The organism is Pseudomonas sp. B21-028, from assembly GCF_024749045.1.
Lineage (GTDB): Bacteria > Pseudomonadota > Gammaproteobacteria > Pseudomonadales > Pseudomonadaceae > Aquipseudomonas.
On sequence record NZ_CP087184.1, the window covers coordinates 3,046,293 to 3,062,037 of the forward strand.

General features: G+C 62.6%; 12 protein-coding genes and 2 pseudogenes. 8 read left to right on the plus strand and 6 right to left on the minus strand.

Going from position 1 to position 15,745, the window contains the following annotated elements:
- Window positions 1-111: 111 nt before the first annotated feature.
- Window positions 112-711, minus strand: coding sequence for a hypothetical protein (locus tag LOY35_RS13290; protein ID WP_258633135.1), 600 nt, complete (start codon window positions 709-711; stop codon window positions 112-114).
- Between the two features lie 355 nt (window positions 712-1,066).
- On the opposite strand from LOY35_RS13290, the gene LOY35_RS13295 reads away from it, so the two are divergent.
- From LOY35_RS13295 to LOY35_RS13325, 7 genes are all read left to right on the plus strand, one after another.
- Window positions 1,067-3,241 carry a PAS domain S-box protein gene (locus LOY35_RS13295; protein ID WP_258633138.1) on the plus strand — a complete coding sequence of 725 codons (2,175 nt, stop codon included), beginning with the start codon at window positions 1,067-1,069 and terminating at the stop codon, window positions 3,239-3,241.
- Window positions 3,242-3,243: 2 nt separating this feature from the next.
- The gene (locus LOY35_RS13300) at window positions 3,244-3,624 is read left to right on the plus strand and encodes a response regulator (RefSeq protein ID WP_258633140.1); all 381 of its coding nucleotides are present in this window, start codon (window positions 3,244-3,246) and stop codon (window positions 3,622-3,624) included.
- 286 nt (window positions 3,625-3,910) lie between these two features.
- A complete protein-coding gene (locus LOY35_RS13305; protein ID WP_258633143.1) occupies window positions 3,911-4,429 on the plus strand; it encodes a hypothetical protein in 519 nt (172 codons plus the stop codon).
- Between the two features lie 469 nt (window positions 4,430-4,898).
- The gene (locus LOY35_RS13310) at window positions 4,899-5,381 is read left to right on the plus strand and encodes a formate dehydrogenase subunit gamma (protein WP_047703302.1); all 483 of its coding nucleotides are present in this window, start codon (window positions 4,899-4,901) and stop codon (window positions 5,379-5,381) included.
- Complete coding sequence (locus tag LOY35_RS13315) at window positions 5,375-6,934, plus strand: NADH-quinone oxidoreductase subunit NuoF (RefSeq protein WP_258633145.1); 1,560 nt, start codon at window positions 5,375-5,377, stop codon at window positions 6,932-6,934. The genes LOY35_RS13310 and LOY35_RS13315 overlap by 7 nt, the downstream gene beginning before the upstream one ends.
- Window positions 6,931-9,807, plus strand: a complete 2,877-nt coding sequence (gene fdhF, locus LOY35_RS13320) for a formate dehydrogenase subunit alpha (RefSeq protein ID WP_258633148.1) — start codon at window positions 6,931-6,933, stop codon at window positions 9,805-9,807. The genes LOY35_RS13315 and fdhF overlap by 4 nt, the downstream gene beginning before the upstream one ends.
- Complete coding sequence (locus LOY35_RS13325) at window positions 9,804-10,013, plus strand: formate dehydrogenase subunit delta (protein WP_258633150.1); 210 nt, start codon at window positions 9,804-9,806, stop codon at window positions 10,011-10,013. The genes fdhF and LOY35_RS13325 overlap by 4 nt, the downstream gene beginning before the upstream one ends.
- 69 nt (window positions 10,014-10,082) lie before the next feature.
- Here LOY35_RS13325 and LOY35_RS13330 read toward each other — a convergent pair.
- The 3 genes and pseudogenes from LOY35_RS13330 to LOY35_RS13340 all read right to left on the minus strand — a co-directional run.
- A pseudogene (locus tag LOY35_RS13330) lies at window positions 10,083-10,256 on the minus strand (OmpW family outer membrane protein); the annotation flags it as partial.
- A gap of 58 nt (window positions 10,257-10,314) precedes the next feature.
- Complete coding sequence (locus tag LOY35_RS13335; protein WP_258633151.1) at window positions 10,315-11,454, minus strand: epoxide hydrolase family protein; 1,140 nt, start codon at window positions 11,452-11,454, stop codon at window positions 10,315-10,317.
- A gap of 356 nt (window positions 11,455-11,810) precedes the next feature.
- Window positions 11,811-12,095 carry a hypothetical protein gene (locus LOY35_RS13340; RefSeq protein WP_258633153.1) on the minus strand — a complete coding sequence of 95 codons (285 nt, stop codon included), beginning with the start codon at window positions 12,093-12,095 and terminating at the stop codon, window positions 11,811-11,813.
- A 182-nt stretch (window positions 12,096-12,277) separates the two neighbouring features.
- Between LOY35_RS13340 and LOY35_RS13345 the strand changes: the two genes are divergently transcribed.
- Window positions 12,278-12,973, plus strand: a complete 696-nt coding sequence (locus tag LOY35_RS13345) for a tRNA (adenine(22)-N(1))-methyltransferase TrmK (protein WP_258633155.1) — start codon at window positions 12,278-12,280, stop codon at window positions 12,971-12,973.
- Between the two features lie 204 nt (window positions 12,974-13,177).
- Here the strand turns inward: LOY35_RS13345 and LOY35_RS13350 are convergent, their stop codons facing one another.
- Together LOY35_RS13350 and LOY35_RS13360 are read right to left on the minus strand one after the other, a co-directional pair.
- A complete protein-coding gene (locus tag LOY35_RS13350; protein ID WP_258633157.1) occupies window positions 13,178-14,209 on the minus strand; it encodes an HlyD family secretion protein in 1,032 nt (343 codons plus the stop codon).
- Between the two features lie 6 nt (window positions 14,210-14,215).
- Window positions 14,216-15,693, minus strand: a pseudogene (locus tag LOY35_RS13360) (MFS transporter).
- Window positions 15,694-15,745: the final 52 nt, after the last annotated feature.

The following is a 15,745-nucleotide window of genomic DNA, read 5'->3' on the forward strand; positions in this document are numbered from 1 at the left end:
CCGCAGCCGACGTTCGAGGGGCCGGACCTCACTCCGGTTTTTGAAGCCACGAACCGGATCATTCTGCTGTTGGCGCGCCTCTTCTTTCTCGATGTCTACCTTCGATGCTTTCTATCTCCGGCCGTTTACCAGGTATACCCCGTCCGTCGGTTTAAGCATCCATTTCGCAATGTCCACGCCCAGTTTGCGAGTCAGCCCTTCCATCGCGCTGCATTCAGTGGTTTGCGCCGTGATGCGGGAGTATGGGATATGCATCTGGCGCTGCGCCGTGAATTGCGCTGCCGGCAGCCCAGGCCGCTCAAGCACGGCACGAGTGACCACGATGGTTGGGCCGCCGGCGCTGACGGTCACGATGTCGATGATCTCGATCTTCAGCGAAGGGGTGGCCCCCATACCGGAACCCGGCACGGAGAGCACGGATCTATGCCGGGCTTCCAGTTCCTCTTTCACCGCCTGGCGCAACGGGCCCGGCACGCCACACGCGTCATCGGATTCAGACAGCTGGATGCCCCGGTAACTCCCGTACACGATCGGCGGCACCATCACCGCGTTGCGGGCAGCAGGCGAGGAAGGCGTTCGCTCACGCACCTGGGCATGTGACCCACAGGCAACCAGGAGTGCGCTTAGCGCTATCGCGATGCGCGCGAATGTTCTTGTTTTCATTGTTCGAGGAGGGGAATCGTGAAGGCTGCGAGCATTGTCTGGCGTCACGCTGATATGCGCCTTAACGTCAACGGCCAATGGATGGAGGCCGGGATTTTTACCCGGCAACCGGCTGATGTGAGACGGGAGAAGCTACCACTCTACAAAGCCATTTTGAAGCAACTGCTCGAAAGAGCTTGAGCCGATGGCGGTGGCTATCGGCTGATTTCTGAGGCGCAGGACGGTTGTACCAAGTTAACCTGAACTCGTACGACGAATAGGGATCTAGACTCCATTGTAGTTGTACGCGAGACACCCCACCTGAATTCAGACTGCGTTATTGGAGCCGGATGAACCGGCCCGGATATACACATGGGGCGATGGACAGCAAGAGCGGGTTAGCCAGGTGGATCGAGGATCACTGATGTCAAACGTTGAAGAACTTCCCAGGGAAACGCTGGCGCCAAGCGAATACGAAAGCCTGGTTTCGATTGGCACGAATGCACTCGAGGCCATTCCCGGAGCGGTGTATTTGTGCGACCGCGAGGGTTGGCTCGTCAGGTACAACAGTGAGGCGGCTGAACTGTGGGGGCGTAAGCCGGAGCTCGGCGTGAGCGGTGATCGCTACTGTGGTTCCCATCGATTGTTCCTGACCGACGGCACGCCGCTGGCGTTTGAGGATTGTCCGACGGCCTCGGCGCTCAGCACGGGCGTTGTGACCCGCAACCAGGAAATCGTCATCCAGCGCCCGGACGGATCGAGGTTCGTGGCACTCATGAACATCCGCGCCCTGAGAGATCGGCGAGGGGTCATCCAGGGGGCGATCAACTGCTTCCAGGACATTTCCGCACACCACGCCATGGCCGAGGAGCTTCGCCGCAAGAGCGCCGACCTTGAAGACTTCTTCGAAAACAGCGCCGTGGGCCTGCATATCGTCAGTGGCGAGGGCGTCATCCTGCGCGCCAACAAGGCTGAGCTGGCCCTGCTGGGTTATTCGGAAGAGGAATACATCGGCCGCCATATCACCGAGTTTCATGTCGATGAGCCGGTCATTGGCGACATTCTCGATAAACTGGGCAGCGGCGATTGCCTGGAGAGCTACCCGGCACGCTTGAAGGCCAAGGACGGTTCCATCAAACATGTCTCGATCACTTCCAATGGGCGGTTCGAGGACGGAAAACTCTTCAACACCCGGTGTTTCACCATCGACGTGACTTGCGTTCATGCGGCCGAGGCGGCGCGCCAGGAGAGCGACGACAGGCTTTCGGCCACCTACGAGGCGGCGACCATCGGGATCGCCGAGGCCGACATCGACGGTCGCCTGCTGCGGGTGAACGATGCCCTCTGCCGCATGCTGGGCCGCACTCGCGAACAGCTGCTGGCGATGACATTCCTGGACTATACCCACCCGGACAGCGTCGGGCAGGACGCAGCCTTGTACGCGCGTCAGGTTGCCGGTGAACTGGACAACTATGTGCTGCGCAAGCGCGCGCTCAAGCCGGATGGCGAAATCGTCTACCTCGACATCCACAGTTCGTCGGTACGCGATGCCAGCGGCGAGTTCCGCTATGGCGTGCGGGTGCTGCAGGACGTGACCCTCGCGCAAAGGATGGAAAACCAGGTTCGCGAGAGCGAACGGCATATGCGCAATGTGCTCGAAGCACTGCCCGCTGCGGTCTACACCACCGATGCTGAAGGTCGCATCACTTTCTATAACCGTGCGGCTGTCGAGTTGTCGGGGCGCACGCCCGAGTTGGGCGACATGTGGTGCGTGACCTGGAAGCTGTTCAACACCGATGGAAGTCCGCTTCCCCACGACCAATGCCCCATGGCGGTGGCGTTGAAGGAAAACCGGGCGATTCGGGGTGCCGAGGCTATTGCCGAACGCCCGGATGGGGTCCGTGTGCCGTTCAATCCCTATCCGACGCCTCTCCATGACGCCGATGGCAATCTCGTGGGCGCGATCAACATGCTGGTGGACATTACCGAGCGCAAGCAGGCGGAAAACCGCCAGAAGACGTTGATCGACGAGCTCAATCACCGGGTCAAGAACACCTTGGCCACGGTGCAGTCTCTGGCGGCTCAGACCGCGCGCAACGCAGAGGATGCAACAGACGGCTACCGGCGCTTCGAAGCCCGGTTGCTGGCGCTGTCACGAGCCCATGACCTGCTGACTAAGCGGCACTGGGAAAGTACCCCTCTGGACGCCCTGGCCAATGAAGTGTTGATGCCAGTCTTCGGGCTCGAGCCCGATCGCATCACGATCGAAGGCGCGACCATCGACGTCGGCACCCGGGTGGCGCTCAACTTCACGATGACCCTCAACGAACTCGCGATCAACGCGCTCAAATATGGCGCGATGTCCGTCGAGACAGGCACGCTTTCGGTGACCTGGGACCTGCAGCCCCAACCAAACGGCACCTTGTTGATCCTGGACTGGCGGGAGCAGGGTGGGCCGCCCGTGGCTCGACCGGAGCGCGAAGGGCTGGGTTCGCGGTTGATGAAGCGCTGCATCGAGCGCGACCTGGGTGGCAAATTCGACCTGACCTTCGCCCAGGAGGGCGTTTGCTGCCGCTTCTCGTTTCTGATTGGAGCCTAGGCATGCCTCCATTCGCTGGCGTCAGGGTGCTCGTCGTCGAGGACGAAGGCGCGATTGCCATGTTGATCGAGGAAATGCTGGAGGACTTCGGCTGCGAAGTCGTGGCTTCGGTGGCCCGGCTTGCGACGGCGCGGGATCAGGCAAGTACAGCGCTCATCGACCTGGCTCTCCTGGACGTCAACCTGGCCGGTGAGCTGGTTTTTCCGGTGGCCGAGATCCTGCGCAATCGCGGCATTCCGTTCTTGTTCAGCACCGGCTACGGCGTCAGTGGGGTACCGGGCGAGTTCGCCGGGTACCCGGTTCTGCACAAGCCGTTTTCGGAAAGCGAATTGCTGCAGCGTATGACCCTGGCGTTGAGGCATCGAGCGCCGACGTCGGCGTAGTACCTCTCTGCAGGCTGACATGTGGGAGCAAAGCTTGCTCGCGATAGCGGCGGTACCTCCAATATCGATGCAAACTGACCCACCGCCATCGCGAGCAAGCTCAGCTCCCACAGGTTTCGTGATGAATCCGATTTTCCTGGGAGCCCGATAACTGTGGAAGCGAGCCTGCTCGCGATAGCGGCGGCACATTCAACTCGCCCGCGTCCGGGTAACGGCAGGCTAATCAACCATGCTGCCGATGCGCTAATATCCGCGCTCACCTCCCGTACCTCGGACTTCCCCCTCCATGAAATTGCACGTGTTTACCGCCAGTCTGTTCCTCGCCTGTAGCCTGACTCACGCCGCCGAGCCAAAGTCTCTTCCAAAACCTTTGGAGGAGCAGGTCGGGCATCTGGTGGCGCTCCTCAAGGACAGCTACGCCACCGGCTACCCGGAAGCGACGCTGGTGCAGACGCTGGATACCGGGGAGGACAGCGAGGTAACGCTTGCGGTGTTCACCATCGAAGGTTTCGGCATGGGTAACAATTACAGTCAATACCTGGCGGCTTTTACCCCTGAAGAAAACGACGAAGGCCAGCAGCACTACAGCTTGCTGGACGTGATTCGCATCGGTGGCGATAGCTGGCGCTCGATCGATAAGCTGGACGCCAAACTGGTCAGCGATCCGGCGGGGGAGCAGACGTTGATCGATATTCCGGTCATGGAAAATACCGACGACGATGCGCCGAATTTTCCTAGCCGGGCGGCCACCATTCACCTGTCGTTGAACGGGTCGCAGTCGCTGCGGCTGGTGGAGCTGAAGTAGCAACGGTGATCACTGCTGGAAAGCGCTACAGAACCTGTGGGAGCTGAGCTTGCTCGCGATGACAATTGTCCATTCAGTCTCGATGCAAGCTGAACCACCGACATCGCGAGCAAGCTTCGCTCCCACAGGTTCTGTGGTGGATTCTCATGAACATTTGAATGAGCGGGTTTAGAGCCCTTTCCGCCAATGTGCAAGTCGCCGGCAATGGGTTATAAGACAAGTTCCCGTGGAACGCGGGTGACTTTCACCTTGAGTCGCTTTCAGAACGCGTTTTGTCGTCCATGTGCAATTGCCAGTTCCCGGGAGTGGCAAGCTGTAACGATGCCCCGGATCAGGTGCACCAAGATGCCTGACCGGAGAGCGAGGAGGGCGACCGGATAACCACGCTTCCGTGACGTGGCCGGACGCCGCAGCCAAGACTCCGGACGACTGCCCTCAGCAGTGTCGTTCGAGACGCCGAGGTAAGTTTATGCCCGATGAGACGCTTCACCTGCCTCTGATTCAACGTGTATTGGAGCGCGAAAAGGACACCCCCGGTGCCTTGCTGCCGATTCTTCATGCCATCCAGGAAGGCTGCGGGTACGTTCCCGACGCGGCCGTCCCGGAGATCGCCCATGCCCTCAACCTCAGCCAGGCTGAAGTGCGCGGGGTGATCAGTTTTTACCACGATTTCCGTACCACGCCGCCCGCGCGTCATACCTTGCGTCTTTGCCGGGCGGAGTCGTGCCAGAGCATGGGGGCCGAACATCTGGCTGCCCAATTGCGCGAACAGTTGTCGCTTGACGATCACGGCACCAGCGCCGATGGCAGCATCAGCCTGCGGCCGGTCTACTGCCTGGGCGCCTGCGTCTGCTCGCCAGCCCTGGAGCTGGACGGCCAGTTGCACGCGCGGCTGACGCCTGAGCGCCTGCGCGAGTTGGTCAATGGCTGCCTGGAGGAAGGCACATGCTGAAGCTCTGCATTCCCCGCGATTCGGTAGCCCGTGCCGTCGGCGCGGATACGGTGGCCGTTGCGCTGATGCGCGAGGCCGAGCGGCGGCAGTTGCCGCTGGAGGTGCAACGCACCAGTTCCCGTGGCCTCTATTGGCTGGAACCGCTGCTGGAGCTGGAAACCGCCAGCGGCCGGCTGGGCTTCGGCCCCGTCACTCCGGCGGACGTGCCTGGCTTGCTCGACGCCCTGGCAAGCGATCCCGCCAACCATCCGCTGGCCCTGGGGCCGGTGGAGGACATCCCCTATCTCAAGAGCCAACAGCGCCTGCTGTTCGCTCGCGCCGGTATCACCCGGCCGCTGTCCCTGGATGACTACCGCGCTCATGGCGGCTTCCAGGGCCTGGCTCGCGCAATCCAACAGGATGGCGCGCAAGTGGTTGCCAGCGTGCTCGACTCGGGCCTGCGTGGCCGGGGCGGCGCGGCGTTCCCGGCGGGCATTAAGTGGCGCACCGTGCGCGATGCACCGGGTACGCAAAAATACGTGGTGTGCAACGCCGACGAAGGCGACTCGGGCACATTCGCCGACCGCATGCTGATGGAAGGCGATCCTTTCCTGCTGATCGAAGGCATGATCATCGCCGGTATCGCCGTGGGCGCCACCATGGGCTACATCTATGTGCGCTCGGAATACCCGGACGCTGTCGCGACGTTGAACGACGCCCTGGGCATCGCCCGCGAGGCCGGCTATCTGGGCGCCGACGTGGCGGGCAGTGGCCGCGCTTTCGAGCTGGAAGTCCGGGTGGGCGCCGGTGCCTACATCTGTGGTGAAGAAACCGCCCTGCTGGAATCCCTCGAAGGCAAGCGTGGCACGGTTCGCGCCAAGCCACCGTTGCCTGCGCTGCAAGGTCTGTTCGGGTTGCCGACCCTGGTCCACAACGTGCTGACCCTGACCTCGGTACCGGTGATCCTGGAGAAAGGTGCACAGTTCTACCGTGACTTCGGCATGGGCCGTTCCCTGGGGACGATGCCGTTCCAACTGGCCGGCAACATCCGTCATGGCGGCCTGGTGGAACGCGCCTTCGGCCTGACCCTGCGGGAGCTGGTGGAAGAATATGGTGGTGGTACCGCCAGCGGCCGGCCGTTGAAGGCCGCCCAGGTGGGTGGCCCGCTGGGCGCCTGGGTGCCACCTTCGCAATTCGACACGCCGCTGGACTACGAGGCGTTTGCCGCCATGGGCGCGATGCTCGGCCACGGCGGTGTGGTAGTGGCCGATGACAGCCTGGACATGGCCCACATGGCCCGTTTCGCGCTGCAGTTCTGCGCCGAAGAATCCTGCGGCAAATGCACGCCGTGCCGGATCGGCTCCACCCGTGGGGTGGAAGTGGTGGACCGACTGCTCGCCAGCACCGATGCCGGTGCCCGTCAGGAGCAGGTCCTGTTGCTCCAGGATCTCTGCGACACCCTGCAATACGGTTCGCTCTGTGCCTTGGGTGGGATGACTTCCTATCCTGTCGCCAGCGCCCTCAAGCATTTCCCTGCCGACTTCGGTCTGGCGACCACGGAGGCCGACCAATGATCAACATTTTCGATCCCGCCAGCGATATCGACCTGGGCACCCCGGAACGCGAAAGCGAGGTGCAGGTCAGCCTGAGCATCGACGGCCGCGAAATCACCGTTCCCTCCGGGACCTCGGTGATGCGCGCCGCGGCATTGCTCGGCACCACCATCCCCAAACTCTGCGCCACCGACAGCCTGGAGCCGTTCGGCTCCTGCCGCATGTGCCTGGTGGAGATCGACGGCATGCGCGGCTATCCGGCCTCGTGCACCACGCCGGTCACCGAAGGCATGGTGGTACGCACCCAGACCTCCCGACTCGCCGGCCTGCGGCGTAACGTGATGGAACTGTACATCTCCGACCACCCGCTGGACTGCCTGACGTGCTCGGCCAACGGCAACTGCGAATTGCAGACGGTGGCGGGGCAGGTCGGCCTGCGTGAAGTGCGCTATGGCTACGAGGGTGACAACCACCTGGCCGAAACGAAGGACGTTTCCAACCCTTACTTCGATTACGACCCGAGCAAGTGCATCGTCTGCAACCGTTGCGTGCGTGCCTGCGAGGAAACCCAGGGCACCTTCGCACTGACCATCACCGGACGCGGCTTCGATTCGCGCGTGGCGGCCGCTGGCGGTGACAACTTCCTCGACTCCGAATGCGTCTCCTGCGGCGCCTGTGTGCAGGCCTGCCCGACGGCCACGCTGATGGAGAAAAGCGTGGTGGAAATCGGCCAGCCGGAGCGCAGCGTCATCACCACCTGCGCCTACTGTGGTGTCGGATGCTCCTTCCGCGCTGAAATGAAAGGCGACCAACTGGTGCGCATGGTCCCGGACAAGAACGGCCAGGCCAACCATGGCCATTCCTGCGTCAAGGGTCGTTTCGCCTGGGGCTACGCCACCCACCCGGATCGCATCACCAAGCCGATGATCCGCAAGCACATCAACGATCCGTGGCAGGAAGTCAGCTGGGACGAAGCCGTCAATTACGCGGCCAGTGAGTTCCGTCGCATCCAGTTGAAATATGGACGCGACTCCATCGGCGGCATCACGTCCAGCCGCTGCACCAACGAAGAAACCTACCTGGTGCAGAAGCTGGTGCGTGCCGCCTTCGGCAACAACAACGTCGACACCTGCGCCCGGGTCTGCCATTCGCCGACCGGCTATGGCCTCAAGCAGACACTCGGCGAATCCGCCGGCACCCAGACTTTCGACTCGGTGATGCTGGCCGACGTGATCCTGGTGATGGGCGCCAACCCGACCGATGCCCACCCGGTATTCGGTTCGCAGCTCAAGCGTCGTCTGCGCCAGGGTGCGCGGCTGATCGTCATCGACCCGCGGCGCATCGACCTGGTGGATTCGCCCCATGCCCGCGCCGACCTGCACCTGCAACTTCGCCCGGGCACCAACGTGGCGATGCTCAATGCGCTGGCCCATGTGATCGTCACCGAAGGGCTGGTCAACCAGCCTTTCGTCGACGAGCGCTGCGAGGTCGCGGACTTTGCCCGCTGGCGTGACTTCGTCAGCCTGCCGGAGAACGCGCCCGAGCTCCTGGGCCCGGTGTGCGGCGTGCCTGCCGAGCAGATCCGCGCCGCCGCGCGACTCTACGCCACCGGCGGCAACGCGGCCATCTACTACGGCCTCGGCGTTACCGAGCACAGCCAGGGCAGTACGTCGGTGATGGGCATCGCCAACCTTGCCATGGTCACCGGTAACATCGGTCGCGAAGGCGTCGGCGTGAACCCGTTGCGCGGACAGAACAACGTGCAGGGTTCCTGCGACATGGGTTCATTCCCTCACGAGCTGCCTGGTTATCGCCACGTCTCCAACGATGCGGTACGCGCCGAGTTCGAACAGGCCTGGAACGTGACCTTGCAACCCGATCCGGGGCTGCGCATTCCGAACATGTTCGAGGCGGCGCTGGATGGCTCCTTCAAGGCACTTTATTGCCAAGGCGAGGACATCGCCCAGAGCGACCCGAACACCCAACACGTGACCGCGGCCCTGAGCGCCCTGGAATGCGTGGTGGTCCAGGACATCTTCCTCAATGAGACGGCCAAGTTCGCCCACGTATTCCTGCCGGGCAGTTCATTCCTCGAGAAGGACGGTACGTTCACCAACGCCGAGCGCCGCATTTCCCGGGTCCGCAAGGTGATGGAGCCCCTGGCCGGCAAGGCCGACTGGGAAGCAACCATAGCCCTGTCCGAAGCCCTGGGCTACAAGATGGACTACAAGAATCCTTCCGAAATCATGGATGAGATCGCCCGTCTGACGCCGACTTTCACCCGGGTCAGCTACGCCGAACTGGATCGCCATGGCAGCCTGCAATGGCCGTGCAACGATGACGCGCCGGACGGTACGCCGATCATGCACATCGAGGAATTCGTGCGCGGCAAGGGCCGGTTCATGCTCACCGGCTACGTGCCGACCGATGAAAAGGTCAACGGTCGCTATCCGTTGCTACTGACCACCGGGCGTATTCTCAGCCAATACAACGTGGGCGCTCAGACCCGACGCACCGAAAACGTTGCCTGGCACGAGGAAGACCGGTTGGAGATCCATCCGACCGACGCCGAGAACCGCGGTATCGTCGAGGGCGACTGGGTCGGCATCGGCAGTCGCGCCGGGCAGACTGTGCTGCGCGCCAAGGTCTCCGAGCGAGTGGCGCCAGGGGTGGTCTACACCACCTTCCACTTCCCGGAATCGGGTGCCAACGTGATCACCACCGACAACTCCGACTGGGCCACCAACTGCCCGGAATACAAGGTGACGGCGGTGGAAATCGTGCGGGTCAGCCAACCTTCGGAATGGCAGAAGCGCTACCAGGCCTTCAGCGATGAACAGGGGCGCCTGCTGCGCGAACGCCGCCAAGCCGAGAAAGCCGAGGTACGTCGATGAGTACCGAAAGCCTGATCAAGATGGCCAACCAGATTGGCCAGTACTTCTCCAGCGAGCCGGACAAGACGCTGGCAGTGAATGGCGTGCGCCAGCATATCCAGAGTTTCTGGACGCCGGTCATGCGCAAGCAACTGATGAAGTGGCGGGTGGAGAACCCTGACGATGGGCTGCACCCTCTGGTGCAGGCGGCGTTGACGGAGTCTTAGCGGACAGGTTCGATGCACAGTCCCGGTCGGGGCTGTGCATCGAATCCCTGGCACAGGGGGCTGCTGTGTTCAGAACTTGTAACCCAGCCCGACCATGTACACGAAAGGGTCCACCTCGACATTCACCTTGGACCTGACCCCAAGCGTTGTATTGCTCACGTAGGCATCGGTCTCGATGTCTATATAGCGCATCTGCGCGTTGAGCATCAGGCGCTCGGTGAGCATGTAGTCTGCGCCCACCTGGGCCGACCAAGGACTGAGGCGTGGCCAGAAATCCTCCTCCCCCACAGAGGCATCACCACTAGCGCAAGGCCCGAAAGAACGCCCGGATATCCGCGGCGAGCAACTCCGGCTGCTCCAGTGCCGCAAAATGACCACCGCGTGGCATCGTGGTCCAGCGTTCTACCGTACAACACCGCTCCACCCAGCTTCTTGGCGGCATGGGCAGTTCCTTGGGAAACAGCGCGACCCCAACCGCAGGCTTCACCCGTTCCCCGCTGTCGAACTGCAAGGGACGCTTGCTGCCTTCCACGTACTGACGAAACGACGAACCGATACAGTTCGTCAGCCAGTAGAGCGTCACATTGGTCAGCAGCCAGTCACGGTCGATGGCCGGGTCGGTATCACACCAGGCCAACAGCTTTTCCCCCATCCAGGCCAGCAATCCGGCAGGTGAGTCGTTCAAGCCCACGGCCAGGCTCTGGGGTTTGGTGCGCTGCAAATGGGCGTAGGCACCTTCGGCATCGGCAAATGCAGCGGCGCTCTGTAGGAAAAGCGTTTCTTCCGTGGTCTGCGGTGGCTCGGTTTCGCCCAGGGGAGGGCGGTAGGAACCCGGAATGTAGTTGAGGTGAATCCCTGCCACCTGCTCGGGAAACCGCACGCCCAGCCAGGTCGAGACCCCCGCGCCAATGTCCCCGCCTTGGGCACCAAAGCGCTCATAACCCAGCCCACCCATCAACGTCTGCCACAATCCGGCAATCTCATGGGGGCCCATGCCCGCTTGCATGAACGGCGCGGAGAAGGTGTAGCCGGGCAACGACGGCACCACCACATGGAACGCATCCGCCGGGTCGCCCCCATGACTGGCCGGATCCGTCAGCAGCGGGATGATGCGCTGCATCTCGATGAACGAGCCGGGCCAGCCATGGGTCAGGACGAGAGGCATCGGATCCGGCCCGACGCCACGCTGATGAACAAAGTGAACCCGCTGCCCGCCGATGGTGGCGACAAACTGCGGCAAGCGATTGAGCCCAGCCTCCTGCGCACGCCAATCGAACCCAGTCGACCAGTACGCAAGCAGATCGCGCAGCACGCCCATGTCCATGCCTTCGCTCCAGCCTTGATCGAGCAAGGGCTCGGGCAGCCGCGTATTGCGCAAGCGATGGCGCAGGTCTTCCAGGGCGTGCTCGGGGATGTCGATGGAGAAGGGTTCGATGAGCATGGTCTTGGCCCAATACCAGTCAATAAGATAAATAACAGCTGCATAAAGCGCTTGTGGCGAGGGGATTTATCCCCGTTGGGCTGCGTAGCGGCCCCAGCTATTCAACACGTAATCTGCCTGATACGCCGAGGTATCAGGATCTAGTGGCCTGCACGGTTAATTCGAGTATACGAATTGGCCACACAGGCCACCTAGGGCCGCTATGCAGCCCAACGGGGATAAATCCCCTCGCCACAAGAACCGGTGCTGGCTGCTGTCCAACCGACCGGCATTACAAGACAGTGAATGCCATCCTGGCAAGCGTACTGTAAAGGTGAGATTTTCGACGGGCACGGCCTGCTGCTTATGACCATTGCTCAGCCACAAACGCGATACCTGATCTCCCGATCAAACGAGTCCTCGGGGTTCTCATAAGCTTCAAGCATTTCCAGAAACCCCATCTGCTCCAGACCCGCCAGGTCTTCGAGCGACCATCCAAACGGAAAGTCGCTGGACACGTCTTCGCCCTGGCATTCGACCCAGTGGAATACCCCGAATGGAATGTAGCCGAGCCACTCCGACTGATAGACGATTTCGTCGGATTTACGGGCCTTCACCACTGCTGTGATCAAGTATTTGATGATTGCTTGACGGTCATTCATGGTGACTGCTCATTTCGTTTACTGGCTTGCCGGTAGGCCAGGACCGGTTATAGGTGCGGAGGTCGTTCTTGTCAAAAGACACGGTCCTGGTCGCGTACATTTGAAATGTACGGCGTTGCTCGCCAGAATCGCAGCCCGATCCGGCCAACGCTGTCGGACGTTTGGGGTAAGAGGGGTTGCGGTTGAACGAACAGACATTGTCCATGCGTCTGGAACGGGTGGCGGCGCAGGTGCCGGTGGGGGCGCGCCTGGCCGATATCGGCTCGGATCACGGTTATTTGCCGGTGGCATTGATGCGCCGTGGCGTCATTGTCGCGGCGGTGGCCGGGGAGGTGGCGATGACGCCGTTTCGTTCGGCCGAGCGGACCGTGCGCGAACATGGCCTGGAGCCGTGGATCACCGTGCGCCTGGCTGACGGCCTGGCGGCAATCGAGCCGGGCGACGGGATCACGGCGGTCAGCTTCTGTGGCATGGGCGGCGAGACGATCCGCGACATCCTCGAGCGCGACCCGTCGCGCCTGAGCGGCCGGGAGCGCCTGATCCTGCAACCCAATGGCGGCGAACAACCATTGCGCCTGTGGCTGATGGAAAATGGCTACCGCATTCTCGGCGAGGAAGTGCTGCGGGAAAACCGCTTCGACTATGAAATCATCGTTGCCGAGCGCACCGGGCCGGTGACTTACAGCGCCGAAGAGCTGTACTTCGGTCCGCTGCTGATGCGGGCGCGCAGCCCGGCATTCCTGGGTAAGTGGCAGCGCCGGTTGCGCCAGAAGCAGAAGACCCTGGCGAGCTTCGCCCAGGCGCGGCAGGCCGTGCCGGAGGAAGTGGTACAGGATCTTGTCCGGCAGATCCGGTGGATTGCCGAGCTGCTGGCTTGAGCTGGCGTTGATAGTGTGGGAGCGGGCTTGCTCGCGAACGCGGCGGCACAGCCAACATCGCCGCAAGCTGAACTACCGCCATCGCGAGCAGGCTCGCGCCCACAGTGGATCGGCGGTGTATGCGGTATTGATGCCAGGCGCCGGACCCTGTGGGAGCGAGCCTGCTCGCGATGAGGGCAGTGTGTTCGACATCGCCGTCACTGATCATCCACGGATACGAATGTGCGGGGTAACCGACATCCCCACCCGCAGTTTCGCTGCCGCCGGTTGGTCGGGGTCAATGCGGATGCGCACGGGCAGGCGTTGGACGATCTTGGTGAAGTTGCCGGTGGCGTTGTGGGGGGCTATGGCGGAGTAGCTGACGCCGCTGGCGGGCCCCAGGCTTTGTACGGTGCCTGTCAGGGTTTCGCCGGGCAGGGCATCCACTTCGATGTCCACGATCTGGCCGGTTTGCACGCGGGCCAGTTGCGTTTCCCGGAAGTTGGCGGTGATGTAGACGGCATCGAGCGGGACAATTGCGAGCAAGGGTTTGCCGGCATTGACGAACGCGCCGACGCGCACGGATTTTTCCCCGATCGTGCCATTGATCGGCGCGGTGATGCGGGTATAGGACAACTTCAGTTCGGCGATGGCCTGCGCGGCTTGGGCGTGGGCGAGGGTGGCCCTGGCCTGTTCCAGGTCGGCCTTGAGGATGTCCACCTGCTGCCGGGCCGCCTGCAGACCCGCCTGGCTTTTTTCCAGGCCGGCCTGTTGCACGCTCAACTGCGCCTCTGCCTGTTGCTGGGCTTGCACGGTGCCGGAACCGTCGGCGGCCAGGTTGCGATAGCGGGCATGGTTGACCTTGGCCAGCTTGAGCGCGGCACCGTCCGCGGCGACCGTGGCCTTGGCCTGGCGTATGACGGTCTGCTGCTGGATCAGCCGTGCTTCCAGGTTGGCGATGCCGGCCTGGGCGCTGGCGACCTGGGCCTTCGCCACGTTCACGGTGGCGACGAAATCCCGGTCGTCGATGACCGCCAGCAGATCCCCTTTCTTGACCGGCTGGTTGTCTTCGACCAACGCCGTTTCAATCGTGCCCGATACCTGCGGTGCCACCGTGGTGAAGTCGGCGTGGACATAGGCATCGTCCGTCGATTGGGTCGAGGCGCTGGATTCGGAGCGATTGAGATAGAACACGCTGCCGATGGCCACGGTGAGCAGCAGCGCTGCGCTGATCCGGGCTTTCTTCGGTAAGGCCATGATGAGTTACCCGTGTGAGGAAGGAGAAGGCGTCAAGACAGGCGCCGGGATGTAGGCCAGCCGCAGCACCAGCGGAATCATCAGCAGTGCCAGCACGCCCAGCACGCGATAGGCATCGGCGATGGACAGCACCAGTGACTGCTGGCTGACGATGCCCATCAGTGCTGACGGCTCAGGCACGACAAGGGCGTTGCCGGCCAAGGCTGCTTGATCCAGCAGCATGTCCCCATGGAAGCGGCCGCGCACGGTCATGAGCTGGCCGATGAGCGCCGCGCCGAACAGCGAACCAAAGGCCCGCAACGTGTTGATGGTGCCGGACACGTAAGGGCCTTCGGGGGCTGCACCACGCTGGTGATCAGGAACAGCATCGACACCACGGCCATTGGTTGTCCGAAAGACTGCAGCGTTTGCGCCAGGACGAACTGATCGCGGTTCCAGTCGGCTGTCAGTTGCGCGCCGCACAGGCACGCCAGGGCGATCAGCAACAAACCCGAGGCGAACACGATGCGTGCATCGACCCACTTGCGGTACAGCAACAGCGCCACGACAGGCCCCAGCACCAATTGCGGCAGCGCGACGATCAACCCGATCGATGCCATTTGCAGTGGACGATAATGTTGCAGCGGGCCGAGATAGCTGGCCGGTAACAGTGAACTGGACAGCAGCACCACCAGCAATGAAAGAAACAGAATGCAGCCCAGGCCCAGGTTGCGGCGCCCGAGGATCTGCAACTTGATGAACGGCGAGGGGTGATACCACTCCGTCAACAAGTACACCGCCATCAAGGTCAGGCCCATCACCAGGGATGTAGTAATCAGCGGCGACTGAAACCAGTCCAGCCGCACGCCCTGGTCCAGCGCGACGGTGATCAGGCCCAACGCCGGTACGCCGCACGCCATGCCGAACCAGTTGGCCTGACGAAAACGCGGGGTCTGGACCGGCTCCCGAGGCAGCCCCCAGGCGATCAAGCCGGCGGCGATGAGGGCCAGGGGAATGATTTGCCAATATACCCAGCGCCAGTCGTGCAGCCCATCCGTCCAGCTTCCGGCCAGCCAGATGGACAGGTTGGGCGCGAAGGTCGCGGTCATCGCATACAGCGCCAAGCCGTACAGGCGTATGGCCGGCGGCAAGAATTTCAGGGCCGCCATCATCAGCAAGGGAATCGTCGTGCCGCTGGCGATGCCCTGGGCAAAACGCAGGGCCAGCAACAGCTCCAGGTTGTGAATGAACGGCAGCAGCAAGGCTAGCAGGGTGCAAGCAGCGAGCATCCACAATTCGAAGCGCCGCAGCGACAAGGTCAAGGCGAACCAGGCCGAAAAAGGCATGGCGATGAGTTCTCCGGCGCTGTAGGCCGTGGTCAGCCAGGAGCCGTCGTCGAAGCCCAGGCCCAGCGCACCCCTGATATCCGCCAGCGCCAAGGCGCCGACCCGGGTGTTCAACCCGGCCATCATGGCCGCGAGGAAGATGCCGACTAGGCCGACCAACGGGCGGACGGAGGATTGGGTCAGGGGCGCTGCGCCAGTCGCTGCGGCGATC